23 protein-coding genes are annotated in these 26,923 nt (G+C 65.2%); 9 read left to right on the top strand and 14 right to left on the bottom strand.

Going from position 1 to position 26,923, the window contains the following annotated elements; all coding sequences use genetic code 11:
- Window positions 1-20: 20 nt before the first annotated feature.
- Complete coding sequence (locus ACCQ09_RS10500) at window positions 21-1,085, top strand: SDR family oxidoreductase (RefSeq protein ID WP_012438234.1); 1,065 nt, start codon at window positions 21-23, stop codon at window positions 1,083-1,085.
- Between the two features lie 613 nt (window positions 1,086-1,698).
- Here ACCQ09_RS10500 and lolD read toward each other — a convergent pair.
- From lolD to ACCQ09_RS10450, 10 genes are all read right to left on the bottom strand, one after another.
- Complete coding sequence (lolD, locus tag ACCQ09_RS10495; RefSeq protein WP_228427808.1) at window positions 1,699-2,439, bottom strand: lipoprotein-releasing ABC transporter ATP-binding protein LolD; 741 nt, start codon at window positions 2,437-2,439, stop codon at window positions 1,699-1,701.
- Window positions 2,432-3,673 (bottom strand): lipoprotein-releasing ABC transporter permease subunit, encoded by a 1,242-nt coding sequence (locus ACCQ09_RS10490; RefSeq protein ID WP_014507840.1) that lies wholly within the window; start codon window positions 3,671-3,673, stop codon window positions 2,432-2,434. The genes lolD and ACCQ09_RS10490 overlap by 8 nt, the downstream gene beginning before the upstream one ends.
- 23 nt (window positions 3,674-3,696) lie before the next feature.
- Window positions 3,697-4,149 carry a hypothetical protein gene (locus ACCQ09_RS10485; RefSeq protein WP_040941279.1) on the bottom strand — a complete coding sequence of 151 codons (453 nt, stop codon included), beginning with the start codon at window positions 4,147-4,149 and terminating at the stop codon, window positions 3,697-3,699.
- On the bottom strand, window positions 4,100-4,348 hold the full coding sequence (locus ACCQ09_RS10480; protein ID WP_014507842.1) for an FAD assembly factor SdhE: 249 nt from the start codon (window positions 4,346-4,348) through the stop codon (window positions 4,100-4,102). The genes ACCQ09_RS10485 and ACCQ09_RS10480 overlap by 50 nt, the downstream gene beginning before the upstream one ends.
- Window positions 4,349-4,457: 109 nt before the next feature.
- Window positions 4,458-5,240 carry a succinate dehydrogenase iron-sulfur subunit gene (locus ACCQ09_RS10475; protein WP_011037280.1) on the bottom strand — a complete coding sequence of 261 codons (783 nt, stop codon included), beginning with the start codon at window positions 5,238-5,240 and terminating at the stop codon, window positions 4,458-4,460.
- A 16-nt stretch (window positions 5,241-5,256) separates the two neighbouring features.
- Window positions 5,257-5,466 (bottom strand): hypothetical protein, encoded by a 210-nt coding sequence (locus tag ACCQ09_RS10470; RefSeq protein ID WP_014507843.1) that lies wholly within the window; start codon window positions 5,464-5,466, stop codon window positions 5,257-5,259.
- Between the two features lie 6 nt (window positions 5,467-5,472).
- Window positions 5,473-7,263 (bottom strand): succinate dehydrogenase flavoprotein subunit, encoded by a 1,791-nt coding sequence (sdhA, locus tag ACCQ09_RS10465; protein WP_011037281.1) that lies wholly within the window; start codon window positions 7,261-7,263, stop codon window positions 5,473-5,475.
- A 30-nt stretch (window positions 7,264-7,293) separates the two neighbouring features.
- Window positions 7,294-7,680: a succinate dehydrogenase, hydrophobic membrane anchor protein gene (gene sdhD, locus ACCQ09_RS10460; protein WP_014507844.1), complete on the bottom strand. Its 387-nt coding sequence runs from the start codon at window positions 7,678-7,680 to the stop codon at window positions 7,294-7,296.
- Window positions 7,677-8,072 carry a succinate dehydrogenase, cytochrome b556 subunit gene (sdhC, locus tag ACCQ09_RS10455; protein ID WP_040941278.1) on the bottom strand — a complete coding sequence of 132 codons (396 nt, stop codon included), beginning with the start codon at window positions 8,070-8,072 and terminating at the stop codon, window positions 7,677-7,679. The genes sdhD and sdhC overlap by 4 nt, the downstream gene beginning before the upstream one ends.
- 56 nt (window positions 8,073-8,128) lie before the next feature.
- A complete protein-coding gene (locus tag ACCQ09_RS10450; RefSeq protein ID WP_162866378.1) occupies window positions 8,129-8,299 on the bottom strand; it encodes a DUF1674 domain-containing protein in 171 nt (56 codons plus the stop codon).
- Between the two features lie 39 nt (window positions 8,300-8,338).
- Here ACCQ09_RS10450 and ygfZ point away from each other — a divergent pair, with 39 nt between their 5' ends.
- The gene (gene ygfZ / locus ACCQ09_RS10445) at window positions 8,339-9,211 is read left to right on the top strand and encodes a CAF17-like 4Fe-4S cluster assembly/insertion protein YgfZ (protein ID WP_040941277.1); all 873 of its coding nucleotides are present in this window, start codon (window positions 8,339-8,341) and stop codon (window positions 9,209-9,211) included.
- Window positions 9,212-9,364: 153 nt separating this feature from the next.
- Here the strand turns inward: ygfZ and ACCQ09_RS10440 are convergent, their stop codons facing one another.
- Window positions 9,365-10,459, bottom strand: a complete 1,095-nt coding sequence (locus ACCQ09_RS10440) for an ABC transporter ATP-binding protein (protein ID WP_040941276.1) — start codon at window positions 10,457-10,459, stop codon at window positions 9,365-9,367.
- 421 nt (window positions 10,460-10,880) lie between these two features.
- Between ACCQ09_RS10440 and zwf the strand changes: the two genes are divergently transcribed.
- From zwf to ACCQ09_RS10415, 5 genes are all read left to right on the top strand, one after another.
- The gene (gene zwf / locus ACCQ09_RS10435; protein ID WP_040941275.1) at window positions 10,881-12,311 is read left to right on the top strand and encodes a glucose-6-phosphate dehydrogenase; all 1,431 of its coding nucleotides are present in this window, start codon (window positions 10,881-10,883) and stop codon (window positions 12,309-12,311) included.
- Window positions 12,308-13,315 carry a glucokinase gene (gene glk, locus ACCQ09_RS10430; RefSeq protein WP_040941274.1) on the top strand — a complete coding sequence of 336 codons (1,008 nt, stop codon included), beginning with the start codon at window positions 12,308-12,310 and terminating at the stop codon, window positions 13,313-13,315. The genes zwf and glk overlap by 4 nt, the downstream gene beginning before the upstream one ends.
- Entirely contained in the window at window positions 13,312-14,031 is a 720-nt protein-coding gene (gene pgl / locus ACCQ09_RS10425) for a 6-phosphogluconolactonase (RefSeq protein WP_014507851.1), read from the top strand. The genes glk and pgl overlap by 4 nt, the downstream gene beginning before the upstream one ends.
- A gap of 145 nt (window positions 14,032-14,176) precedes the next feature.
- The gene (gene edd, locus ACCQ09_RS10420; RefSeq protein ID WP_040941273.1) at window positions 14,177-16,093 is read left to right on the top strand and encodes a phosphogluconate dehydratase; all 1,917 of its coding nucleotides are present in this window, start codon (window positions 14,177-14,179) and stop codon (window positions 16,091-16,093) included.
- Window positions 16,094-16,145: 52 nt separating this feature from the next.
- Window positions 16,146-16,805, top strand: coding sequence for a bifunctional 4-hydroxy-2-oxoglutarate aldolase/2-dehydro-3-deoxy-phosphogluconate aldolase (locus ACCQ09_RS10415; RefSeq protein ID WP_016902600.1), 660 nt, complete (start codon window positions 16,146-16,148; stop codon window positions 16,803-16,805).
- 1,309 nt (window positions 16,806-18,114) lie between these two features.
- On the opposite strand, the gene ACCQ09_RS10410 is transcribed toward ACCQ09_RS10415, so the two are convergent.
- The 3 genes from ACCQ09_RS10410 to ACCQ09_RS10400 are packed head-to-tail and all read right to left on the bottom strand — an operon-like array spanning window position 18,115 to window position 25,828.
- Window positions 18,115-21,201: an efflux RND transporter permease subunit gene (locus ACCQ09_RS10410; protein WP_040941271.1), complete on the bottom strand. Its 3,087-nt coding sequence runs from the start codon at window positions 21,199-21,201 to the stop codon at window positions 18,115-18,117.
- Window positions 21,198-24,698 (bottom strand): efflux RND transporter permease subunit, encoded by a 3,501-nt coding sequence (locus tag ACCQ09_RS10405; RefSeq protein ID WP_228422118.1) that lies wholly within the window; start codon window positions 24,696-24,698, stop codon window positions 21,198-21,200. The genes ACCQ09_RS10410 and ACCQ09_RS10405 overlap by 4 nt, the downstream gene beginning before the upstream one ends.
- Entirely contained in the window at window positions 24,695-25,828 is a 1,134-nt protein-coding gene (locus tag ACCQ09_RS10400; protein ID WP_040941270.1) for an efflux RND transporter periplasmic adaptor subunit, read from the bottom strand. Before ACCQ09_RS10400 ends, ACCQ09_RS10405 begins: the two co-directional genes overlap by 4 nt.
- A gap of 202 nt (window positions 25,829-26,030) precedes the next feature.
- On the opposite strand from ACCQ09_RS10400, the gene ACCQ09_RS10395 reads away from it, so the two are divergent.
- Together ACCQ09_RS10395 and ACCQ09_RS10390 are read left to right on the top strand one after the other, a co-directional pair.
- Window positions 26,031-26,417 carry a c-type cytochrome gene (locus tag ACCQ09_RS10395; protein ID WP_011037295.1) on the top strand — a complete coding sequence of 129 codons (387 nt, stop codon included), beginning with the start codon at window positions 26,031-26,033 and terminating at the stop codon, window positions 26,415-26,417.
- Between the two features lie 8 nt (window positions 26,418-26,425).
- The gene (locus tag ACCQ09_RS10390; protein ID WP_040941269.1) at window positions 26,426-26,887 is read left to right on the top strand and encodes a c-type cytochrome; all 462 of its coding nucleotides are present in this window, start codon (window positions 26,426-26,428) and stop codon (window positions 26,885-26,887) included.
- Window positions 26,888-26,923 lie beyond the last annotated feature (36 nt).

Genomic DNA, 26,923 nt, shown 5'->3' with positions numbered 1-26,923 from the left:
TGTTTTCGAGGAGTTCCCCCATGCGTAAAGGTGCTGCACTGATCGTCGGCGTGACCGGCATTTCCGGCTACAACCTCGCCAATGTGTTGCTCGCCGACGGCTGGACCGTCTATGGCCTGGCGCGCCGCCCGCTGTCGCACGAAGGCGTGATCCCGGTAGCGGCCGATCTGCTCGATGCGGAGGCAACCAAAACTGCGCTGCAGGGGCTACCGATCACGCACGTGTTCTTCTGCACCTGGACGCGCCGCGATACCGAGCGCGAGAACGTCGAAGCCAACGGCGCGATGATGCGACACCTGTGCGATGGCTTGAGCGAGGCGCCGCTTCAGCACATGGCGCTGGTCACCGGCACCAAGCACTACCTGGGTGCTTTCGAGAACTACGGCAGTGGCAAGGCGGAAACCCCGTTCCGCGAAAGCGAACCGCGCCAGCCTGGCGAGAACTTCTACTACACCCTCGAAGATCTACTGTTCCAGCATGCCGAACAGCACGGCTTCGGCTGGAGCGTGCACCGCTCGCACACCATGGTTGGCATTGCCAACGGCAGCAACGCGATGAACATGGGCGTGACCCTGGCGGTGTATGCCTCGCTGTGCAAACACACCGGGCAACCGTTCGTGTTCCCCGGCTCGCAGGCACAATGGAACAGCCTCAGCGATGTGACCGATGCCGGCCTGCTCGGTCGGCAACTGGCGTGGGCCGGCCTGAGCCCGGCAGCGCGCAATCAGGCGTTCAATACCGTCAATGGCGATGTCTTTCGCTGGCGCTGGATGTGGGGCGAGATTGCGAAATTCTTCGGCCTGGAAGCGGCGCCCTGCCCGCAGACGCCCGAACCGCTGGAAGTACGCCTAAGCGACACCGCACCGGCGCAATGGGCGGAGCTGGCTGCGAAGCACGGACTGGTGGAGCCGGACGTCAACCGTCTCGCCTCGTGGTGGCATACCGATGCCGACCTCGGCCGCGAGATCGAATGCGTCAACGACATGACCAAGAGCCGCGAATTGGGCTTTCTGGACTTCTACGACAGCCGTGCCGCATTCCTGGAACTGTTCACCCGGCTGCGTGCGCAGCGAATCATTCCCTGACGAACAGGTCCTGGCTGCTTAGAGGCCGGGACGCCTTGGAAGGCTAGACGTCCGGCTACACGCTTATGGCCGGACGTGCGTGGCGACGACAGCGTCGCACGTGCTTGGCGATTGTTGGTTGGTGCTGAGTGCTTCGTGCTTGGCGCTGGGTTGTGGGTTTTGGGTGCTAACTCTTACAGCAGCGTAGTCCGCACAACGCCTGCCGAATCACAGTGCGATCAGGCAGCTCACGATGCAGCACAACACACATCACCAACCGCGCAGCCCATTCCCATCCTGGCGGCAATGATGTCTACCTCAATCGTGTTGTAGAGGGAGTAGTCCAGCAACGTAGGCGCATCGTTCGATGCGCTCAAAGTTCGCCCCCCAAACGGCAAGCGGAGCGGCGCGCACGGTGCGCACATGCAGTGATCGCTCGGATTTCGTAGGAGCGCACTTGCGCGCGATGGGTCGTTACCGGGAAATCCACATCGCGCGCAAGCGCGCTCCTACGGTGCCAATGAATCGCATCGTTTCTCGCAATGACTGCAAGAATGCCTGCGCCCCGCCTTGCCAGCCTGCTTACACCGCATTGTTCGGCACCACCTTTGCGCACCGAACACGGCAAGAGGCCTTACACCGCCGAAGGCGCCAGTTCGCGCAACTTGCCTTGGTGCAATTCAAGAACGCGATCCAGACGTCGCGCCAGGCTGCGATCGTGCGTTACCAGCACCAGACTCGTGCGCTGGGCGCGATTGAGTTCCAGCATCAGCTCGAACACGGTGCCAGCCGTCTTGTCGTCGAGGTTGCCGGTGGGCTCATCGCCCAGAACACACCCCGGTTTGTTCACCAACGCCCGCGCCACTGCGCAGCGCTGACGCTCGCCACCCGACAATTCGCTGGGCTTGTGCTTCACCCGATGCCCCAGGCCAACCGATTCCAGCAGCTGCAGTGCCTGCCCGCGCGCGATCGCCACGTCCTGCCCGGACAACAGCACCGGCATCATGACGTTTTCCAGCGCAGTGAATTCCGGCAACAGATGATGGAACTGATACACGAAACCGAGCGAGCGGTTACGCAGCTTGCCGCGCTCGCCATCGGACAATGCAGACATGCGCCGACCCGCGACATACACCTCGCCGGAGGTCGGGATATCCAGCCCACCGAGCAAGTGCAGCAAGGTGCTCTTGCCTGCACCGGATGCGCCGACGATCGCCACGGTTTCGCCGGTCGCCACCGACAGATCCAGACCATCGAACACCGGCGTACGCATCTTGCCTTCGGCGTAGGTCTTACCCAGCCGTTCGGCGCGAATCACCGCCGCGCCCTGGTCTGCCTGCGTCTTTCCAAGCACTGACTCTGGAACATTACTCATAACGCAGCGCCTCCGCGGGCTGGGTGCGCGAGGCGCGCCATGCCGGATACAAGGTGGCCAAAAAGCTCATGACCAGAGCGACCACGGTGATCACCACAACATCCTGCGTCTGCATGTCGGTCGGCAAGCCGGTGATGTAATACACGTCTTCGGGCAGCAGCTTGACGCTGAACACTGCTTCGATGGCACCCAGGATGCGCTCCAGGTTGAGCGTCAGCACGATGCCGCCGATCACCCCCATGATCGTGCCCATGAAGCCGATCAACGAGCCCTGCACCATGAACACCTGCATCACCCCGCCAGGCGAGAGCCCGAGCGTGCGCAGGATCGCAATATCGGCTTGCTTGTCGGTTACCAGCATCACCTGCGAAGACACCAGGTTGAAGGCGCCCATCGCCACAATCAGCGACAGCAGGATGCCCATCACCGTCTTTTCCATCTTCAACGAGTGATAGAGGTTGGCGTTTTCCTGGGTCCAGTCGCTCACGCGATACGGCCCACGTAATTTCAAGGCCAGATCGCGCGCCACCGTAAACGCCTGATCCATGTCGTGCAGGCGCAGACGCACGCCGGTGACGCCATCCATGCGCAGCACGCGTGCCAGATCCTCCATGTTCACCACGGCCAGGCCACGATCGATCTCGTTGTAGCCGGCCTCGAAGATGCCGCTGACGGTGAAGCGCTTGAGCCGCGGCATCGCGCCCAATGGGGTGGCTTGGGTATCGCTGAGCAGCACCACGATGCTGTCGCCGACATCCACACCCAGCCACAGCGCCAGCTCCTTGCCGATGACGATGTTGTAGGAGCCCGGCGTCAGGCTGTCGACCGAGCCTTGCTGCATCTTCTTGGCCAGCACCGAGACCTTGGCTTCTTCGGACGGAATCACACCGCGCACGATTGCCGGTTGCTTGCGCGGGCCCTGCAGCAGCGATTCGGTTTCGATATAGGGCGCGGCACCGGCAATGCGCGGGTCCGCGCTGGCCACTTCGACCGCGTGACGCCAATCCTGCATCGGCGCGCCTTCCGCGCTGACCGTGGCATGGGCGGCCATCTGCAGCAGGCGGTCGCGGATTTCCTTCTGGAAACCGCTCATCACCGCCAGCGTGGTGATCAGCACCGTCACGCCCAGGGCGATGCCGAGGATCGACGCCATCGAAATAAACGAGATGAAGCCATTGCGTCGCTTGGCGCGGAGATAGCGCAAGCCGATGGCAACCGGGATAGGTTTGAACATGCGGTTCAACCAGGAAAGGGACGCTATGGTGCCACTAGCGACCGCCGGGACGAAATGGCACGGGCCTGAGCGGCCAGACGCAGTTCACGTCGCTGCGCGGCTGGCAGCGTGTCCGGCCAGAAATGCAGCCGCACGCGGCGGCCTCCCGGATGCGCCCACGACACCACCGCCATCGGCCCGCGCCACGTTACCTGCAGCGCATCCACGCGTTCTCCATCCACGCTGGCGGCCGCATCTGTCCACGGCACAACGAGTTGCCGCACTGGCGAGCGCAACAGCAACCAGATCGTACGTGCGCCGATCACACCGCCATACGCAGACAAGCCCGTGGCCAGCCAGACCGGCACGCCGGACCGCCAAATGGCCCACAGTGCAGCAACGGTGATCAGGCTCAACGCGCAGGCGAGCCCGCGCGAGGGGCGCCAGTCAAGCCGGCATGGCGCGGATATCGGCGATAAGGGCGGCGTTGTCGGCATCGGGGCAAGCCTCGTATCCCATGAACCAGCGCCACAACTTATCGTCTTCGCAATCCAGCAGCTGTAGGAAAACCGCGCGCTCAGCCGCAGGGGCCTGCGCCCATCGGCGGTCCAGATACCGGCCAAACAATTGGTCCAGCTCGCGCATGCCACGCCGGCAACGCCAGCGCAGTTTTTTCAGCAGTGTGTCTTCATCCATCTCTTTCTCCATCCCGCGTTGTAGCGGGCCGAAAACGACAGCGGCACCAGACCTGAGGGCCGGTGCCGCTGTGGTGACGTCCTGCCTGAGCAGGACATCAGCGCCAGGATCAGGCGCGGCGCGCCATCATCAGCTTCTTGATCTCGGCGATCGCCAGCGCCGGGTTCAGCCCCTTAGGGCAGGTGCGGGCGCAGTTCATGATGGTGTGGCAGCGATACAGCTTGAACGGATCCTCCAGATCGTCCAGGCGCGCACCGGTGTCTTCATCGCGCGAGTCGATGATCCAGCGGTAGGCCTGCAGCAGGATCGCCGGGCCCAGGTAGCGCTCGCCATTCCACCAGTAGCTCGGGCAGCTGGTGGAGCAGCACGCGCACAGGATGCACTCGTACAGGCCGTCAAGCTTCTTGCGGTCTTCCGGCGACTGCAGGCGCTCGCGGTCCGGCGGCGGCGGGGTCTGGGTACGGATCCACGGTTTGATCGAGGCGTACTGCGCATAGAAATGCGTCAGGTCCGGCACCAGATCCTTGATCACGCTCATGTGCGGCAGCGGATAGATCGGCACCTCGGCCTTGCCACACGCGGCAATCGCCTTGGTGCAGGCCAGCGTATTGGTGCCGTCGATGTTCATCGCGCACGAACCGCAGATGCCTTCGCGGCAGGAGCGGCGGAAGGTCAGGGTCGGGTCGATCTCGTTCTTGATCTTGATCAGCGCGTCCAGGACCATCGGTCCGCACTTGTCCAGATCGATTTCATAGCTGTCGGTACGCGGATTGGCGTCGCCATCCGGATCCCAACGGTAGACCTTGAAGGTGCGCTTGTTCTTGGCGCCTTGTGCAGGGTAATGCTTGCCCTTGCCGATCTTTGAATTCTTGGGGAGGGTGAACTCTGCCATAGCTGCTCTCGTTGGCTCAGGCGATGCGCGGTGCGATGGGAGACCGCAGCGTGCGCATGAAATTGAAGACGATGGATGCCACCACCGATGCGGAAGTGCAGCGGCCGGCGAACTGCCGGCGCTGCGCGTGCGTCATGCCGCGTTCGCACTGTGGCGCCACGCTGCCGACCTGCCCTTCAGGGCCGGACGGCAGGTGCGATGCAGGAGCGAAATGCGGCATCTGCATCGGCACTCAGTAGACGCGCGGCTTCGGCGGAACCACGTCCACTTCCTTGCTCAGCGTGTACATGTGGACCTGGCGGTATTCGAAGTCGCACTGGCCCTTGTCGTCCACGGTGACCAGTGTGTGCTTCTGCCAGTTGACGTCGTCGCGGTCCGGGAAATCCTCGTGCGCGTGCGCGCCACGGCTTTCCTTGCGCTGTTCGGCCGAGTTGATCGTCGCCACTGCATTGAGCAGCAGGTTGTTCAACTCGTAGGTCTCGATCAGGTCCGAATTCCAGACCAGCGAGCGGTCCGATACCTTGACGTCCTCGAAGGTGGCGAAGATCTCGGCCATCTTGTCGACGCCTTCCTTCAGCGTCTTGCTGGTCCGGAACACCGCTGCGTCCGACTGCATGGTGCGCTGCATGTTGTCGCGGATCACCGAGGTCGGCGTGGAGCCATTGGCATGACGCAACTTGTCCAGCAAGCCCAGCGCCTTGTCGCAGGCATCGGACGGCAGCGGCTTGTGCGGCTGATTGGTCTTGACGGTTTCCGCGCAGCGGTTGGCCACCGCACGCCCGAACACCACCAGATCCAGCAGCGAGTTGGACCCCAGACGGTTGGCGCCATGTACCGACACGCAAGCCGCTTCGCCGATCGCATACAGACCGGGCACCACCGCATCCGGGTTGTCGCCCTGCTTGCGCACGACCTCACCGTGGTAGTTGGTCGGGATGCCGCCCATGTTGTAGTGCACCGTCGGCAGCACCGGGATCGGCTGCTTGGCCACGTCCACGCCAGCGAAGATGTGCGCGCTCTCGGCGATGCCTGGGAGCTTGTCGTTGATCACTTCCGGGCCGAGGTGGGTCAGGTCGAGCAGAATGTGGTCCTTGTGCTCGCCAACGCCACGGCCTTCGCGGATCTCGATGGTCATCGAACGCGACACCACGTCGCGCGAGGCCAGATCCTTGTAGTGCGGTGCATAGCGCTCCATGAAGCGCTCGCCGTTGCTGTTGCGCAGGATGCCGCCTTCGCCACGCACGCCTTCGGTGATCAGGCAGCCCGCCCCGTAGATACCGGTGGGATGGAATTGCACGAACTCCATGTCCTGCATCGGCAGGCCAGCACGCATCACCAGGCCGCCGCCGTCACCGGTACAGGTGTGGGCAGAGGTGGCGCTGAAGTAGGCACGGCCGTAGCCGCCGGTGGCCAGCACCACGCCGTGGGCGCGGAACAGGTGCAGCGAACCTTCGGCCATGTCCAGCGCGAGCACGCCGCGGCACACACCTTCTTCGTCGAAAATCAGGTCGAGCGCGAAGTACTCGATCATGAAGCGTGCGTTGTGCGCCAGCGACTGCTGGTACAACGTATGCAGCATTGCGTGACCGGTGCGGTCGGCGGCGGCGCAGGTGCGCTGCGCAGACGGACCTTCGCCGTACTTGGTGGTCATGCCGCCGAACGGGCGCTGGTAGATCTTGCCCTCTTCGGTGCGCGAGAACGGCACGCCGTAGTGCTCGAGCTCGATGATGGCCGGGATCGCCTCACGGCACATGTACTCGATCGCGTCCTGGTCGCCCAGCCAATCGGAGCCCTTGATGGTGTCGTAGAAGTGATACCGCCAGTCGTCCTCACCCATATTGCCCAGCGCGGCGGAAATACCACCCTGCGCGGCCACGGTGTGCGAACGGGTCGGGAAGACCTTGGTCAGGCAGACCGTCTGCAGGCCCTTCTGGGCCAGGCCGAAGGTCGCGCGCAAGCCGGCGCCGCCGGCGCCCACCACGACCATGTCGTACTTGTGTTCTGTAATCTTGTAAGCGGACATCGAATTATGGATTCCTGTTGGGTCGCTGGCTCAGGCGATGCCTAGCGCGATACGCGCCACGGCAAACACGCTGACGATGGCACCTAGAACGGCGACAAAGCGCACGAGGGTCTGCGCCGCGAGGGCGAGCAGCGAGTTGTGCACGTAATCCTCCAGCACCACCTGCATGCCGAGCTGCGCATGCCAGAACGAGGCAATGAGGAAGCCCACCAGCAGGATCGCGTTCCACGGCTTGGCAACCGCGGCGCTCGCCGCTGCGTGGTCGGCACCGATCAGGCTCAACACGAAGATCAGGAACCAGATCGACAACGGCACCAGCGCGGTGGCGGTCAGACGCTGCACCACGAAATGCTCGGTGCCGGTCTTGGCGGCGCCCAGGCCGCGCACGTTCTTCAACGGGGTTCTATAGCGGCTCATACGGCACCTCCGGACAGCAGCACGTACGCCCAGATGGCGGCGGTCAGCACGAAGCTCAAAATCACCGAGAACCAGCCGATGCTGACGAACGAGCGCACGGCATAGCCCTGGCCAAAGTCCTGCAGGATGTGGCGCAGGCCACCAAACAGGTGGAAGGCAAAGCACCAGGTCCAGCCGAACAGGAACACCTGTCCATACCAGGCTGCCGCCATGTCGCGGAAGCAATTCCAGTGGTCGGGGCCAAGCATGAGGGTCAGCAAGGCGGCGGCAATCACAAGGGCGCCGATGGACAGAACAATGCCGGTGGCTCGATTCAGGATCGAGGTCACCATCTGTATCTGCCAGCGATACACCTGAAGATGCGGGGAAAGTGGACGTTCGCGGGTCGCCATTCGCTGGGCTCGTTTTCTCGGCTGGGCGGCACTAGGCCGCTGTGGCTAAAAGCTGCTCAAAAATCGATGCAGCGTCCATTTTTTTCCCAGTCGCCGTAGCGCGTTGGCTCAGGGCCGTCGCGCCCACCAATCTCCTTGGGCAGGGGTTTCTTCTCGGGAATGTGCTCCTGAGGAGAAGGCTGCGTCTCGGAATCCTGCGCTGGGGTGGGGGTTGGATGGCCTATCATAGTGGTCTCACAACATTGCGATTTTAGTCCTCCCCTTCCATGGCTGACAACCTGAATCTTATTCCACAGGGTTTTGGCTCCCTGCACGACATGCAATACGTCCGCTTGAGCGGTTCGGATGCAGTGGCGTTCGCGCATGCCCAATTTGCCAATGACGTGCAAGCGCTGGCGATTGGGCAGTGGCAATGGAATGCGTGGCTGACAGCGAAGGGGCGCGTGATTGCCATCTTCGCACTCTTGCGTAATGAGGATGCGCAATTGCTGATGCTGTTGCCCGATGGCAACGCGGCCGAGATCGCCGCGCAGCTCGGCCGTTTCGTGTTCCGGCGCAAGCTGCGCATCACCGCCATTGCGCTGACCGCACAAGGCGCGTTCGCCGCACCCGCACGCGCGCAGGCGGCACATGCCGACGTGGGTGCGGATGCGATCGAACTGGACATGGGCAGCCCTGCCTTGCCGCGCACGCTGGTGTTGCGCGCGCCGGACACATTGGCAGCGCCTATCGATCTGCCGAACATGGATGCCGCATGGCGTCGCGCAGACCTGCAGCTAGGGCTGGTGCGGTTGCCAGATGCGCAGCGCGAACAGTGGACGCCGCAACAGCTGGCGTTGGACCAGCTGCATGCGTTCAGCGTCAAAAAGGGCTGTTACCCAGGCCAGGAAATCGTGGCGCGCACGCATTTTCTGGGCAAGGCCAAACGCGCGGTGCATTTGCTGGAAACCGACGCTGCGGTTGCGCCGGGCGATGCGGTGCGCCTGGACGGCGCTGAGGTGGGCAGTGTGGTCAGTTGCGCCGAAAACCTGGCGCTGGCGGTGCTGCCGCTGGAGCTGGCAATTGAGGCAGGCATGACGCTGAGCGCCGGCACCTCCCCTGCCCGACCGCTGCAGATCCTGCCCGGGCTGGCCCGCTAAGGGCAGCGATTCTGCTCCACAGGCTGGTGCGACATTTCGCCGCAGCCATCCCCGTGCACGCGGCGGACTCGCGTTCGCCGGGCATCAAGCGAGTCAATGCATGCGCAGCACCTGCCGACCTCTGCACGAGGCCGGCAGCGCCCTCGCGCAGTGTCAGGAGGCCAAAGTCGTCAGGCGTTCGCCGCTGGCCGGGTCGAAGAAATGCAGTGCTTCGCTGCGCAAGGCCAGTCGCAGCGACTCGCCCACCGCCGGCAACGCCTGCGGGGTGACACGGATCACCAGCGGCTGCCCGCCGCGGTCGAGATTGAGGAAAATCTCGTTGCCTACCGGTTCGATGACATCGATACGTGCATCGAATCCCAACTGCGCGTCGGCTGACGGCTGCAGGTGCTCGGGGCGCACGCCCACCACGACCTCCTGGCCCAGCCAGCGCTGATCGATCTGCGCCGCGCCCAGCGGCACGCGCCAGCCATCTGCCATCACCAGATGCAGGCCGTCCTGGGCATCCAGCCGCCCCTGCAGCACGTTCATTGCCGGGCTGCCGAGGAAGCCGGCCACGAACAGGTTGGCCGGGCGGTCGTACAGTGCCATCGGGCTGTCGATCTGCTGGATCACACCATCCTTGAGCACCACGATGCGCTGGCCCAGGGTCATCGCTTCGACCTGGTCGTGGGTGACGTAGATCATGGTGGTGCCGAGCTTGCGATGCAGCTGCGCGATCTCGGTGCGCACGCTGTGGCGCAGCTTTGCATCCAGGTTCGACAACGGCTCATCGAGCAGGAACACCGCCGACTCGCGCACCATCGCGCGCCCCAGCGCCACCCGCTGGCGCTGGCCGCCGGACATCGCCTTGGGCAGCTTGTCGAGCATGGGCGTCAAGCCCAGCAACTCGGCCGCATTGTTCACCCGCTCGGCAATCACCTGCTTGGGATGGCCGCGCAGCTTGAGCCCGAACGCCAGGTTTTCGGCCACGGTCATGTGCGGGTACAACGCGTAGCTCTGGAACACCATGGCGATGTCGCGATCCTTCGGCGCCACGTCGTTGACCACGCGGTCGCCGATGCGCAGCGTGCCCGCACTGATGTCCTCCAGCCCGGCGATCATGCGCAGCAAGGTGGACTTGCCGCAGCCGGACGGCCCGACCAGCACCATCAGCTCGCCATCGGCGACTTCGAAGCTGGCCCCTTGCACGGCAACCTGCCCGTTCTCGTAGACCTTGCGGACACCTTCCAACTGCACTTTCGCCATCTTTCGGCCTCAACAGGAGTGGTGCGCCCCACCCTCGGCCCTCCCGATGGTAGTGACGCCATAGCGCTTGCAAGGAAATCTCCTGCAAACGAATGCATTGGTTTATTCTGACATGTAATCGTTTTCACATGGCAACATCGATCTCGGGAGGGACCATGCAGCCACCAACTCACGCCGTCCATCTGGACAGCGTTTCTAACTGCGCCAGGCCGATCATGCCGCCGCGCAGGTACAGGTATACCGCTCCAGCGCTAACCGCTGACCGTCACTTGCTGCAACAATCGGGGATTGGGCGTCAGCGTCCATCCCCCGCTGCGCGCACGCAAGTGTCGCCAGGAACAGACGTACCGACCGCCGGCATCTCCGGCGCCTTCCCGCCAAGCCGCTGATAACGATGTCTCCAGAATCTGAAACTCGGTCCATGCACAACACCCTGATCCTGTTCGGCGCCACCGGCGATCTCGCCCAGCGCTATCTCTTCCCATCCCTGCTGCGCCTGTTTGTCGACGGCCTGTTGCCGGAGGACTTCCGCATCCGTGCGCTGGCCCTGTCGCCGCACGACACCGACGCCTTCCGCGAGGTCCTGCGCCCGCGCCTGGCCCAGGCGCTGCCGATTGCCACCGCCGCGCAGATCGAGGCGCTGCTGCAGCGCGTCGACTACCGCTCGGTGGACCTGCGCAACGCCGAATCGGTGGCTGAGGCAGTGCGCGAACTGGCCAGCCGCCAGTGCGTGAGCTATCTGGCGATTCCGCCGGGCCTGTACATCAGCACCTGCCAGGGTTTGGCCCTGGGCGGCGCGCTGGCCGCACCGCACCGGTTGATGCTGGAAAAACCGATCGGCCACGATTCGGACAGCGCCCGCGAGATCCTGCAGTCGATCGGCGCACTGATCGACGAAGACCGCGTGTTCCGTCTTGACCACTACCTGGGCAAGGCCGCGGTGCAGAACCTGGTGGCGCTGCGCTTCGGCAACACCTTGCTGGAAGCGGTGTGGAACCGGACCTACATCGAATCGGTGCAGATCCTGGTGGCCGAGAGCGAAGGCGTGGACGGGCGCGATGCCTACTACGCCCGCTCCGGCGCGCTGCGCGACATGGTGCAGAGCCATATCCTGCAGTTGCTGTGCCTGGTGGCCATGGAGCCGCCAGCCTCGCTGGAAGCTGACCGCATCCGCGACGAGAAGGTCAAGGTGCTACGCGCCTTGCGCCCGATGACCGCCGAGCACGCCGCGCACGACAGCGTGCGTGGCCGCTACACCGCTGGCAGCATCAACGGCGAGCCGGCGCAGGCCTACCACCCGCCGGAAGGCAGCGATGTGGAAACCTTCGTCGCGGTCACCGCGCACATCGACAACTGGCGCTGGGCCGGCGTGCCGTTCCACCTGTGCACCGGCAAGCGCCTGGCCGAACGCTCCACGCGCATCGTGGTCACGCTCAAGCCGGTGACACATTGGTTGTTCGAGCGCCCGGACCGCCAGAACGCGGTGCCCAACCGCCTGACCTTCCAGCTGCAGCCGCAGGAAAACATCGAGCTGGGCCTGATGAGCAGCCTGGCCGGCCCGGAATGGGGTGCGATCGAACTGCAGCCGCTGGAACTGGAGCTGTCCGTGCCCACCGGCCTGCACCGCCGTATCGCGTATGAACGCTTGTTCGTGGATGCCTTCAACGGCAACCCGGCGCTGTTCGTGCGCGATGACGAGGTCAAGGCCGCCTGGGCCTGGATCGACAGCGTCAGCGATGCCTGGTCGGACGCACAGCTCCCGCTGCAGCCGTATCCGGCCGGTAGCTGGGGCCCCGAGACCGCCGCACCGTTCCTGCCCCCAGCCACCGACGCACAGGGAAACAACGCATGACCGCTCCTTCCAAGCCGGTGCTGGTTGCCGACATCGGTGGCACCAACGCGCGCTTTGCGCTGGCCGACATCGATGCCTCGGTACCGCTGCTGGACGACACCTGCCGTGAGTTCGCGGTGGTCGAGTTTGGCTCACTGGGCGAGGCCGCGCGCTATTACCTGGACCAGATCGGCGTGCAGGCCACCAAGGGCGTGTTCGCGGTGGCCGGCCGCGTGGATGGCGACGAAGCCCGCATCACCAACCATCCGTGGGTGATCTCGCGCTCGCGCACCGCCACCATGCTGGGCTTCAGCACGCTACACCTGATCAACGACTTCGCCGCGCAAGCCATGGCGATCAGCCTGCTGCGCCCGCAGGACGTGGTGCAGGTGGGCGGCGCCAGCTGGCGCCCGGCACCGATCGAGCAGCCGCGCAACTACGGCGTGATCGGCCCGGGCACCGGGCTGGGCGTGGGAGGCCTGATCATCCGCAACGGGCGCTGTTTTCCGCTGGAAACCGAAGGCGGCCATGTCAGCTTTCCGCCCGGCACGCCGGAAGAGATTCGCGTGCTGGAGATCCTGTCCGAGCAGTTCGGCCGGGTCTCCAACGAGCGCCTGATCTGCGGCCCGGGCCTGGTCAACATCCACCGCGCGCTGAGCGAGATTGGCGGCATCGACCCCGGCCCGCTGGAGCCCAAGGACATCACTGCACGTGCCGCCGCCGGCGACCCGCGTGCCTCGCGCACCATCGATCTGTTCTGCGCCATCTTCGGCGCGATCGCCGGTGACATGGTGCTGATGCAGGGTGCCTGGGATGGCGTCTTCCTCACTGGCGGGCTGGTGCCCAAGGTGCTGGATTCGCTGCAGCATTCCGGCTTCCGCCAGCGCTTCGAACACAAGGGCCGTTTCTCCGCGATCATGTCGCGGGTGCCTTCGCTGGCGGTGATGCATCCGCATGCCGGCCTGCTGGGTGCAGCGGCCTACGCGGTGGACGCCGAACGCGCATTGCCGGGAGAGCAGCGATGAGTTTGCAGGACAACGACCGCATCAGCCTGGTGCGCTACGACGACCTTGACGAATGGACCGAAGCGGTGGCCAGCGAAATGGCCGACCTGCTGGAACAGGAAATCTCGCGCCGCGGCCAGGCGCGCATGCTGCTGTCCGGCGGCACCACCCCGGCGCCGGTGTACGAATCGCTGGCGCACCGCCCGCTGGATTGGTCGCGGGTCGAAGTGGGCCTGGTCGATGAGCGCTGGCTCTCGCCACAGGACCAGGACAGCAATGCCTGGCTGGTCAAGCAGAGCTTCCTGGACCATGCACCGGCGGCCACCTTCATCCCGTTGGTGCGCCCGGGCAAGCAGCTGCCCGAGTGCGTGCATACCGCCAACCTGCAGGCCACGCATGCCGAACCGGCCTGCCTGGCGGTGATGGGCATGGGCGGCGACGGGCATACCGCCTCGCTGTTCCCCGGCTCGACCGATCTACCCAAGGCCCTGGCCAGCCCGCAGCCGTACGCGTCGCTGGACGCCACCGGCTGCCCCGGTGCCAACCAGTGGCCGCTGCGTATCACCTTGACCCCGGCCGGGTTGGCGCCGATTCCCACGCGCCTGCTGTTGCTGCGCGGCAAGCAGAAGCTCGATGTGCTGCAGGCGGCGTTGGCAGGCCAGGACATCAGCGAATACCCGATCCGGGTCGCGCTGCAGCAGCCTGGCCCGCGCCTGCGGGTGCATTGGTGCAGTTAATGGATGTCGGGACCTCGGCTGGGTGGCTTGGTCATGCTGATGGCGTGCAAGCACTCGCCCACGTTGCGACACCGCGGCGGCCCGCATCGCCTGATGCCGGGCTGCCATTGAACACCTTCCCCCTGTTTCTCATAGCCGGTAGCCAATGAGCCTGCATCCGAACATCCAAGCTGTCACCGACCGTATCCGCAAGCGCAGCGCGCCCTCGCGCACGGCGTACCTGGCCGGCCTTGATGCCGCCCTGCGTGAAGGCCCGTTCCGTAGCCGCCTGAGTTGCGGCAATCTCGCGCACGGTTTTGCGGCCTCCGAGGCGACCGACAAGTCGCGCCTGCGCGGCGCGGCCACGCCGAACCTGGGCATCATCACCGCCTACAACGACATGCTCTCGGCGCATCAGCCGTTCGAGCATTACCCGCAGATGATCCGCGACACCGCGCGTGCGCTCGGCGCCACCGCGCAGGTCGCCGGCGGCGTGCCGGCGATGTGCGACGGCGTGACCCAGGGCCGCGCCGGCATGGAGCTGTCGCTGTTTTCGCGCGACAACATCGCCCAGGCCGCAGCCATCGGCCTCAGCCACGACATGTTCGATACGGTGGTCTATCTGGGCGTGTGCGACAAGATCGTGCCGGGCCTGTTGATCGGCGCCTTGGCCTTCGGCCACCTGCCGGCGCTGTTCATGCCGGCCGGCCCGATGAGCCCGGGCATTCCCAACAAGCAGAAGGCCGAGGTCCGCGAGCGCTACGCCGCGGGCGAAGCCACCCGTGCCGAGTTGCTGGAAGCCGAATCCGCCTCCTACCACTCGCCCGGCACCTGCACCTTCTACGGCACCGCCAACTCCAATCAGGTGCTGCTGGAAGCGATGGGCGTGCAACTGCCCGGCGCCTCGTTCGTCAATCCCGAACAGCCGTTGCGTGATGCGCTGACCCGTGAGGGCACCGAGCGGGCGCTGGCGATCTCCGCGCTAGGCCAGGACTTCCGCCCGTTCGGCCGTTTGATCGACGAACGCGCGATCGTCAACGCCGTGGTCGCCCTGATGGCCACCGGCGGCTCCACCAACCACACCATCCACTGGATCGCCGTGGCGCGTGCGGCGGGCATCGTGCTGACCTGGGACGACATGGATCTGATCTCGCAGACCGTGCCGCTGCTGACCCGCGTCTACCCGAACGGCGAAGCCGACGTGAACCGCTTTCAGGCTGCTGGCGGCACGGCATTCGTGTTCCGCGAACTGATGGACGCCGGCTACATGCACGACGACCTGCCCACCGTGGTCGAAGGCGGCATGCGTGCCTATGCCAACGAGCCGCGTTTGCAGGACGGCAAGGTCATCTATGTGCCCGGCACGGCGACCACCGCCGATGACAGCGTGGCACGCCCGGTCAGCGATGCATTCGAATCGCAAGGTGGCCTGCGCCTGCTGCGCGGCAACCTGGGCCGCTCGCTGATCAAGCTGTCGGCGGTCAAGCCCCAGCACCGCAAGATCGAAGCGCCTGCCGTGGTGATCGACACCCCGCAGGTGCTCAACAAGCTGCATGCGGCCGGTGTGTTGCCGCACGACTTCGTGGTGGTGCTGCGTTACCAGGGCCCGCGTGCGAACGGTATGCCGGAGCTGCATTCGATGGCCCCGTTGCTCGGCCTGTTGCAGAACCAGGGCCGCCGCGTGGCACTGGTCACCGACGGCCGTTTGTCCGGTGCCTCGGGCAAGTTCCCGGCCGCGATCCACATGACGCCGGAAGCCGCGCGTGGCGGCCCGATCGGGCGTGTCCGCGAAGGCGACATGGTGCGCCTGGACGGCGAAGCCGGCACGCTGGAAGTGCTGGTCTCGGCCGAAGAATGGGCATCGCGCGAGGTTGCACCCAACACCGCCGTGGCCGGCAACGACCTGGGCCGGAACCTGTTTGCGATCAACCGCCAGGTCGTCGGCCCGGCCGACCAGGGCGCGATCTCGATTTCCTGCGGCCCAACCCATCCGGACGGTGCGCTGTGGAGCTACGACGCCGAGTACGAACTGGGCGCCGATGCGGCCGCTGCCGCGGCGCCTCACGAGTCCAAGGACGCCTGATCCCCTTCCCTCTCTGCGACCGCCCAGGCGGTCGCCGTCTCCAGGAGTTGCAATGACGATTGCCCAGACCCAAAACACCGCTGAACAGCTGCTGCGCGACGCCGGCATCCTGCCGGTGGTGACCGTCGACACGCTGGACCAGGCGCGCCGCGTGGCCGACGCACTGCTCGAAGGCGGCCTGCCTGCCATCGAACTGACCCTGCGCACCCCGGTCGCGATCGAAGCGCTGGCGATGCTCAAGCGCGAACTGCCCAACATCGTGATCGGTGCCGGCACGGTGCTGAGCGAACTGCAGCTGCGCCAGTCGGTGGATGCCGGTGCAGACTTCCTGGTCACGCCCGGCACGCCGGCGCCGCTGGCACGCCTGCTGGCCGACGCGCCGATCCCGGCCGTGCCCGGCGCTGCCACCCCAACCGAACTGCTGACCCTGATGGGCTTGGGCTTCCGCGTGTGCAAGCTGTTCCCGGCCACCGCTGTGGGCGGCCTGCAGATGCTCAAGGGCCTGGCCGGCCCGCTGTCCGAGCTCAAGCTCTGCCCCACTGGCGGCATCAGCGAAGCCAATGCCGCCGAATTCCTGTCGCAGCCGAACGTGCTGTGCATCGGCGGCTCGTGGATGGTGCCCAAGGACTGGCTGGCGCAAGGTCAGTGGGACAAGGTCAAGGAAAGCTCGGCCAAGGCTGCGGCGATCGTGCGGCAGGTGCGTGCGGGCTGATGTTCGGGACTGCATCCCGCGTGTTGGGAAAGCCGAGTGGCTTGAGAAGGCTGGTTGGCTGACGAAAGTTGATTGGCTGAGCAAAGCTGATCAGCTGGCGCTTTAGTTTTGATTGAGGAAAGCCCGGTTTGCTGGCGCCTTGATTTCTTTGGTTGAGGAAAGCTGGTTAGCTGGCGCCTCGATTTTTTGGGTGGAGCGGCCCGCGGGCGCCGGGGCAGGACACGCCGTGAACCCATCCATGGGGGCTCTTACACGACATCCTTGTCGTGTAAGGTCCTGCCCCGGCGCCCGCGGACCACTCTTCGAATGTTCCTGTATTGGCGGAACGGAGAGCAGCGATTTCCGCGAGGCCTGCTCGGGCTAGCCTTTGATGGTTGCCTCGTTGCCTTGCTGCCTGAGGCGGAGGCAGATATCTATTTGCCTGCCGGCCAAAAACCGAGCATTTTCGGCCCTGCCGTCTTCCCTCAAGATCAGCTAGCTCAGGGCAACGACGCGCCGAAGCGGCAGCGTGGCCGGGGATTGGCGGAGAGCGGCACAGGGATGTGCCGCGGCGGCGAGTCAGACAGGATGTCTGCCGAGCCGAGGAGCCGATTTCCGGCCGCGCTGCCGCTCTCACCGAAGCCAGCAAACCACAGGCAGGTGCCCGACCGTATTCGGGGAACCGTACCCTCACCCCAACCCCTCTCCCGACGGGAGAGGGGCTTCAAGCCACCCGTCCTGACTGTCCTCAAGATCAGCTAACTCACGGCGACGACGCCGCCGAAGCGGCAGCGTGGCCGGGGATTGGCGGAGAGCGGCACAGGGATGTGCCGCGGCGGCGAGTCAGACAGGATGTCTGCCGAGCCGAAGAGCCGATTTCCGGCCACGCTGCCGCCCTCACCGAAGCCAGCAAACCGCAGGCAGGCACGCTGCCTGGTCGTATTCGGGAAATCCGTACCCTCACCCCAACCCCTCTCCCGACGGGAGAGGGGCTTCAAGCCGCCCGTCCTGACTGTCCTCAAGATCAGCTAACTCACGGCAACGACGCCGCCGAAGCGGCAGCGTGGCCGGGGATTGGCGGAGAGCGGCACAGGGATGTGCCGCGGCGGCGAGTCAGACAGGATGTCTGCCGAGCCGAGGAGCCGAGCCCCGGCCGCGCTGCCGCCCTCACCGAAGCCAGCAAACCGCAGGCAGGCACGCTGCCTAGTCGTATTCGGGAAATCCGTACCCTCACCCCAACCCCTCTCCCGACGGGAGAGGGGCTTGAAGCACCTTTGCTGCCATTCGGCGTGCAGCGGTTGCCAGCCGTCGGTCGTATCTTTTTAATGAATCAAGACTCCAACGCAGCCTCCGGCGGCATCGCCTTCCGTACACCACGCGCGCGCTGCACCAATGCCGCCGCGCCGCTGCTCATGTCATCCAGGATGGCGTAGATGGTCGGCAGGAACAGCAAGCTCACCACCGTCGAAAATGCCAGGCCGCCAGCGATGGCGCGCGCCATCGGGAAATACGGCGGGCCGTCGCTGAACATGGTGGTGCTGGTCAGCGAGATCGGTACCATCGCCAGGATCGCGGTACCCATGGTCATCATGATCGGCCGCAAACGCTCACGTGAGCCTTCGATCAACGCCTGCGTGCGCCCCATGCCACGGCGGCGCAGATTGTTGATGTGCTCGATCATCACGATGCCGTTGTTCACCACCACGCCCATCAGCACCAGGATGCCGATGAAGGACATGATGCCGAACGAGGTCCCGGTGATCCAGAACAGCCAGAACACCCCGAAGATCGAGAACAACACGCCGCTCATGATCGCCGCCGGGAACAGCAGCGACTCGAACACCGCTGCCATCACCACGTAGATCATCACCAACGCAATCACCAGATTGAACACCATCTGGCCCATCGCCTCGCCGTCGTCCTGATAATCGCCCCCGTCGAAGGTGTAGCTGTAACCGGCCGGAAACTGCATCGCCTTGAGCGGTTGCTCCATCGCAGCGCGCGCTTCCGGCACGGTGACTTTCGTGCCGAGATTGGCTTTGATGGTCAGGGTTGTCTGCCGATTGGTGCGGCCGATCTGGGTGGCGGCCGGGCGGATTTTTACATCCACCAGCGACAGCAACGGCACGCTGCGGCCATCCTTGGTGCGCACGGTGAAGCCTGCCAGATCTTCGGGTTTGCTCTGCTCGGCGCCGGCAAAACGCACCCACACCGGTACTTCGTTGTCGCCACGGCGAAACTCGCGCAGCGGCGTGCCACGCAAGGCCAGCCCGACGAAGCTCGCCACCTGCTCCGCACTGAAGCCGAACGCGGCCGCGCGCTCGCGATCCACGCGGATCGCCAGCTCGCTGGTGCGATCGCCGGTATCCACGCGTACGTCGCGCAATTCCTTGCGCTGCGCCAGCAGCGGCACCACCTCGTCGGCCAACTCCTGCAGTGCCTGGGTGGAATCGCCCACCAATTGCACCTGCACGCCCTGATTGCCGCTCCCGCCATCGCCCTGGTTGCCGATGCTGTAATCGGCACGCGCAGAACGCGGCAACTCCTTGCGAATCTGCTCCAGCAGCGGTGGCAGGTCCTTGACCTTGGTCGCGTCGAAGGTCACCACGGTGTTGCTGCCTTCCACCTCGCTAAACCACGAATAGATCTGGGTGATGTGATATTTGGCGCGGTTGGCTTCCAGGTGGTTTTCCACCCGCGCGATCTCATCGCCCAGCTGCTCGCGCGTATAGGAGCCCTTCCACTGATACTGGATGTAGCCCTCGTTGCCGCCGTCGCCACCGAACATATCGACCTTGGTGAGCTTCATCGGCACCAGGCTGATTGCACTGACCAGCAGGATGCCGGCCACGCTCCAGCCGCGGTGCGCCAGCGTCCAGGCCAAAACCTTGGCGTAGCGCCGCTGCAGCCGTGCGATCACGCCGCGCTCGGAGGTCACCAGCGGCGGCGTTTTCATGCGCGCCGACAGCATCGGGATCAGGCTGATCGCCACCAACCACGAGGCCAGCAACGACACCGAAATGGTGATCGCAATCTGCGCCATGAAAATGCTGATGTTGTTGGTTTCGCCAAACAGGTTCGGCACGAACACGATGCAGTGGCACAGCGTGCCGGCGCTGAGTGCAATCGCCACGCTACGCGTGCCCAACAACGCTGCCAATTGCGGCTGGCCCGGCATGCGCTCGCGCTCCTGGTAGATGCTTTCCACCACCACCACCGCGTTGTCCACCAACATGCCCACGGCCAACAGCAGGCCCATCATGGTCAGGATGTTGAGCGTGACGCCGACGAAGTACATGAAGCCCAGCGTGATCGCAAAGCAGATCGGGATCGCCAGCGTGACCATCAGCGTGGACGGCCAGTGGCGCAGGAAGAAGAACAGCACCGTGATCGACAACAGCAGACCAACCGCACCGGCCTCGGCCAATTCCGCCAATGACGAAGTCACCGCCTTGCCCTGGTTGTCGATCACCTTGACCTGCACGTCGCGCATGGCCGGTTCGGCGCGGATGTCTTCGACTTCCTTCAATGCCGCCTTGGAGACTTCCACCAGGTTGGCGCTGCGCTCCTTGTAGATGTCCAGGCCAATCGCCGGGCGCCCATCCAGGCGCCGGCCGTAGTTCATGCGCGTGGGCTTGAGCCGCACCTGCGCAATGTCGCCCAGGCGCAGCCCCTTAGCGCTGAGCACCAGATCGCGCAGCTCCTGCAGGTCGCGCAATTCGCCCACCGGTTGCACGCGGATGCGCTGGCCGTTGTCGTCGATCTGCCCGGCCGAAACCGAGAAATTGAGCTTGCCCAGCCGCTCACTCAGATCGTTGAGGCTCAGGTCATGCGCAGTCAGCCGGTCCGGCGCGATCGCGATCTCCACTTCATTCGGCGGCGCGCCGGAGATTTCCACCTTGGCCACGCCCGGAATCCGCTCGATGCGCCGCTTGAACTCGCGGTCGAGCATGTCGTACGCGCCGGTCAGATCGGCCTGGCTGGCCAGCCGCACCTTGAGTACCGGCTCATCGCTGCTGGACCATTTAAAGATATGGAAGCGCTGCAGATCCTCGGGGAAATCGTCGCGAATCGCATCCAGCCGCTCGCGTGCGTCGGAGGCGGCAATGGCGATATCGCGGTCCCAATCGGAGAACTCGATGAAGATGTTGGCGCCGTCGGCGGTGGCGGTCGAGCGCATGCGCTTGATGCCGGTCATTGTCGCCAACGCTTCTTCGGCCGGCCGCACCAGGTTGCGCTCCACCTCGTCCGGCGTGGAGCCGGTGTACGGCAACTGCACGAACAGGAACGGCGCGGAAATATCCGGCAGCGCCTCCAGCGGCAGGCGAAATGCGGCGATCAGCCCCACCACCACCAGCGACACGAAGCACATGATGGTGGTGACCGGGCGACGGATGCTGAAGGCGGCAACGCTCATACTGCCTCCAGCCCGTCGCTGTGGCCGGCCGGTGCGCGCTGACGCGCCATGCGCCGGCCGCGCTCCAGGTAGTACGCATCGGCACGGCGATCCAGCAGGTCGTAGACCACCGGAATCACCAGCAAGGTGAGCAGCGTGGACACCAGCAACCCGCCGATCACGGTGATGGCCATCGGTGCCCGCACCTCCGCCCCCTCGCCCATCGCCACCGCCAGCGGCAAAAAGCCGAACAAGGTGCACAGCGTGGTCATGATGATCGGCCGCAGGCGCGAACGCGCCCCTTCGATCAGCGCTTCACGCTTGGCCACGCCTTCCTCGCGCAGCTGGTTGACCTTGTCGATCAGGATGATCGCGTTCTTGGTCACCAGGCCCACCAGCAAAATCAGGCCAATGAACACCACCACCGATACCGGCTTGCCGGTCATCAGCAGCGCAAGTACCGCGCCGACCATCGCCAGCGGAATGGTGAACAAGATGACGAACGGGTGCAGCAGCGATTCGAACTGCGAGGCCATCACCAGGTAGACCAGGAAGATCGCCAGACCGAACGCGAACAGCAGCGACTTCACCGACTGCGCCAGTTCCTCGCCCTGCCCGCCGATGTGCATGCCCACGCCAGCCGCCAGCGGGTCGTTACGCACCAACGTTTCCACTTCGCGCACCGCACCGCCCAGGTCGATGTCGCGCAGGCTCGCCGACACGATCGCCACGCGGGTCTGGTCGGCGCGATGGATCTCGCTCGGCCCGGTGGTCGCCACCACCTCGGCGACCGCAGCAAGGCGTACCGGACGGCTGCTACCTGGGTTGACGATCAACTGGCGGATCGCGTCCACGCTGGCACGGTCGCTGTGCTGCGCACGCACCAGCACATCGATCTTGCGATCACGGAAGCTGTAGCGGGTGGCCACATCGCCGCGCACCTTCTTGACGATCACATCGGCGATCTGCCGCGTGGTCAAGCCCAGCGCACCGGCGCGCTCCTGGTCGAAGCGGATCTGGATTTCCGGGAAGCCCTCTTCCACGGTCGACTTCACGTCCGCGTAGTGGCCGTTGGCACGCAGCATCTGCGCCAGTTTCTGGCCAGCCTGCTCCAGCTCGCCCAGATCCTGCCCGCGCAACTCCACTTCCAGCGGCGTGGAAAAACTAAACAGGGCCGGCCGCGCGAAATCCACCTGCGCGCCCGGATGCGCCGTCATGCTGCTGCGCAGGCGCTCGGTGGCCGCTGCCTCCACCGCGGGGCTGCCGCCACCGGCCATCACCACCGTGAGCTTGCCGATGTTCTCGCCACTTTCGGTGGGGTTGGCATCCAGCCGTGTGCCGGCACCGCTCACGCCATACAGCGAGGCGATGCCCGGGTCCTTGTCGTGCGCCAGTTGCAGCTCGCGCACCAGAGCGTCGGTCTGCGCCAGCGGCGTACCAGAGGGCAGCTTCACCGTCATTTCGAAGCGGTCCTGCGCCAGCTGCGGGATCAGGTCCGCGCCGAGCATCGGCACCAGCAGCACCGTGCCGACGAATGCGGCGCCTGCCAGCCCGAGCACCAACCAGGGCCGCCGCAATGCCGCCGGCAGCATGGTCAGGTACCCGCGTTCGGCACGGCCATACGGCGCCATCGCGATATCGCTGGCCTTGCGCATCACCGGTGCCACCACCCGCGTGGCGCCGCGCCAGACCTTCACCACCGCCCAGGCGGCGCCGAAAAACGCATAGCGCACGCTGGCACCCGCGCCGCGGCGGCCAGCCGCTACTGGCTTGAGCCAGCGCTGCTGCGGCTGCCACTGCGGGTGGCTGGGTTCGTCCGGGAAGGCCATGGGCGGCGCGCCCTTCAGCGAGCTCAGCATCGGGATCAGCGTCATCGACACCACCAGCGAGATCGCAATGGCGATCGCCACGGTCAACGCCTGGTCACGGAACAACTGCCCGGCAATGCCTTCGACAAACACCAGCGGCAGGAACACCGCGATGGTGGTCAGGGTCGAGGCCATCACCGCCATGCTCACCTCGCGGGTGCCCACCATGGCCGCATCCAGCACGCTCAGGCCACGCTCGCGCGCCTTGGCGATGCTCTCCAGCACCACGATGGAATCGTCCACCACCAGGCCAGTGGCCAAGGCCAGCCCACCCAGCGACATCACGTTCAGGCTCAGGCCCAGCTGGCCCATGAAGAAGAACGTGGTGATGATCGACACCGGCAGCGACAGGCTGATCACGAAGGTGCTCCAGCCATCGCGCAGGAACAAAAAGATGATCAGGATCGCCAGCACGCCGCCGATCACCGCATCTTTCTTGACGTCGCTGATCGCGTGCTCGATGAAGTGCGACTGGTCCTCGATGGTGGTGATTTCCACATCGCCGGGCACGGTCGCCTTGATCTGCTCCAGGCGCTTGCGCAGCGACGCGGCGGTCGACACCGTATTGGCATCGCCCTCCTTGTAGATCGCCAATTCCACCGCTTCCTTGCCGCCCAGGCGAATGATCGCCTCGCGTTCCTTGTAGCCCTGGCGCACCTGCGCCACGTCCTTCAAGCGCACCGGCATGCCGCCGGCGATGCTGCTGGTGGACGAGGCCGAGGTGCTCTGCACTTCGGCCGCGGCCGCCAATGCCGCCTGCGAACCGGTGGACGCCGCAATGGCATACATCTGCTGCATCGCTGCATCGGCTGCGCTGCTGCTGCTGCTCTGCGTGGTCACCAGCATGTTGCGGATCTCATCCAGATCCACGAACTGGTTGACCGTGCGCACCAGGTAGCGCTGTGAACCTTCTTCCAGCCGGCCGCCGGAGATGTTGACGTTCTCTTCCTTCAACCGGGTGATGACGTTGTCGATCGGCAGACTGAGCTGGGCCAGTTTCTGCTGGTCGATATCCACCTGAATCTCGTCTTCCAGACCACCGCCCACCTTCACCGCCGCCACGCCGGCCACCGGTTCGAGCTTCTTTTTCAGATCCTCGTCGGCATAGCGCCGCAGGCCGGTGAGCTGACGGATGGCGTCGGTGTCTGAGGCCGGCGCCTGCTTGGGCGACAGCACCAGGCGCATGATCGGCTCGGTCGATGGATTGAAGCGCAGCAGCACCGGCGGCTTGGCTTCCAGCGGCAGCGACAAGGCTTCCATCTTGTCGCGCACTTCCAGGCCGGCCTGGTCCATGTTGGTGCCCCAGGCAAACTCCAGCACCACATCGCTTTGCCCGGTACGCGAGATCGACTTGAGCTTACGCAGGTTCTTGACCACGCCGACCGCTTCTTCCACCGGCTCGGTCACCAGCGTCTCGATCTCCGCCGGTGCCGCACCGGTGTATTCGGTGCGCACGGTGAGCGTGGGATAGCTCAGGTCCGGCAGCAAATTGACCTTGAGGCTACGCAGCGCGATCAGGCCGAACAGCAACATGGTCACCGTGATCATCGCGATGGTGACGCGGCGGCGTGTGGCAAACGCCACCAGGCCGCCGCCCGGCGCTACGGATAGGTGCGGGTCGTGGACCGGGCCGGTGGGATGGTCGGTCATGAGCGCTTCTCGTCGCCGGCCGTTGCCGGTGCGGCAGCTGCAACCGGCTTGCGATCGGGCTGGCCGATGATCTGCACCGCGGTGCCATCGCGCAACGCCACCTTGCCGGCCGTCACGACCTGGTCGCCTTCCTTCAGGCCCTGGCGCACTTCCAGCCATGGGCCTTCGGCATAGCCCAGCTTCACCGGCACCCGGCTGGCCTTGCCATTGCGCACCACGAACACTGCCGGCTCACCGTCATCCAGCAGCGCCAGCCGCGGAATCACCAGGGCATCCTTGCGCTGGTCGTAGTCGATGCGGATGCGCCCGAACATGCCGGGCTGCAACGCCTCCGCGCCAGCCCCGAACGCGCACACCACGCGAAAAGTGCCGCTGCCCGAATCCACCACCGGCGCGATGCGGTCCACCTTGCCCACGAATTGCTGTCCCGGCAATGCGTCGGCCAGCAACGTCACCGGCTGGCCGGACTTGAGCGTGGCCAGCTCGCGCTCGGGCACGTTGAGCGTGGCTTCCAGTTGCGAGTCGTCGACGATGCGGAAGATCGGCGTATTGATCTGCACGAAGTTGCCGGTCTTGATCGAGCGCGAAGCAATCACACCGGAAATCGGTGCCTGCACGGTGGTGTACGACAGTTCCAGCGACGCCAGACGATGCTGCGCGCGGCTGTTTTCCACATCGAACTTGAGCTGGTCCACATCCGCGGCGCTGACCAGTTGCTGGCCGACCAGTTGCGTGGCGCGGCGATAGCTGTTTTCCAGCTTGCGCAGCTGCGCCTCGCTTTGCGCCACCGCCAGATGCGCGCGGTCCGGATCCAGCCGTACCAGCGCCTGGCCTGCCGACACCTTCTGCCCTTCCTCGACCATCACCGCCAGCGCCACGCCGGAGGTCTTGGCCACCACCTGCGCTTCGGCACGTGGCTCCAATGCCGCAGTGCCGGTGTAGCTGGCAGCCACCGCGCGACGGGCTGCCTTGGCGGTTTCCACCGGCACGGCATCTGCGGCCTTCTGGCTGTCTGCCGGCTTGGCAGCACTGTCGCCAGCCTTGCAACCGCCCAGCAACAGGCTCGTGGTGATCAACAGCGCCGCAGCGCAAGGTCCGCTGCGGCCGTGCAAGAAGGAGAGTGGCGACATCGTCGTGTCCTAGTGGATGCGTGAACAGGTGTTGTAGGCAAGTAAACCACCCAAGCCATCATGCCGCCAATGCGCCAAAGGTCATGGTCTGTTCAAGATTGCCTATTCACCCGGTTTGCGTGCGGCCAAATCGCAGGCATACTCGGTTCGGCCCGCAACGCCCCCACGTGCGGACTCATACCAGTCTTCCGGATACGAAACCATGCGCCCGCAGCCGCTCGCCGCTTGTCTCGCTCTGGTCGTCTTCCTGCCGTTTGGGGGCGCATCAGCAACACCATCGGTTCCGACACCGCCTGCGCCTGCAGCCGCGGCGCCGACGCCTGCCACACCCGCGTCCTCGGGCAATGCCGGGAATGGCCGCCAGCTGGCGTACACCTGCCAGGGCTGCCACGGCGTGACCGGCTACAAGAACGCCTACCCGAGCTACCGCGTGCCCAAGATCGGCGGCCAGTCCGCGCAGTACCTGACCCAGGCACTGACCGAATACCGCCAGGGCAAGCGCAAACACCCGACCATGCAGGCACAGGCGCAAAGCTTTTCCGAGCAGGACATCGCCGACATCGCCACCTACCTGTCCACCCTCAAATAAGCGCCCACATGCCGAACGCCCTGTACGCTCCGCGTCTAGCCATCGCCTTGGTCGCTGCCCTGTCGTTGGCGGCCTGTTCCCAGTCCCAGGTGGAATCCACCGATCACTCTGCCGGCGATGCCGGTCATGCCAGCGGCGAGCATGGCTCGGGGTCGTCGGCCGGCCTGCCGACCGGCCGCGCCGCAGCCGGCGACAAACTCGCGCATACCAAAGGCAAGGCCACCGGCCAGAGCTGTGTCGATTGCCACGGCGCCGATGGCAATGTGCCGCTGGACCCGACCTATCCCAAGCTCGGCGGCCAGTACGGCGACTACCTTGCACATGCATTGCAGGCCTATCGCAGCGGCGATCGCCAGCATCCGTTGATGACCGCGCAGACCACCGCGCTGAGCGACCAGGACATCGCCGATCTCGCCGCGTACTTTGGCGCGCGCCCGACGCAGCTGCGCGATCTGCACGGCGTCAACTGAGCACGGCGCACGCCGCGTCTCATTCGGCATGAAAAA

This window comes from Xanthomonas sp. NCPPB 2586, from assembly GCF_041475775.2.
GTDB classification, from domain to species: domain Bacteria; phylum Pseudomonadota; class Gammaproteobacteria; order Xanthomonadales; family Xanthomonadaceae; genus Xanthomonas; species Xanthomonas campestris.
This window is presented reverse-complemented; position numbering and strand designations above follow the sequence as displayed.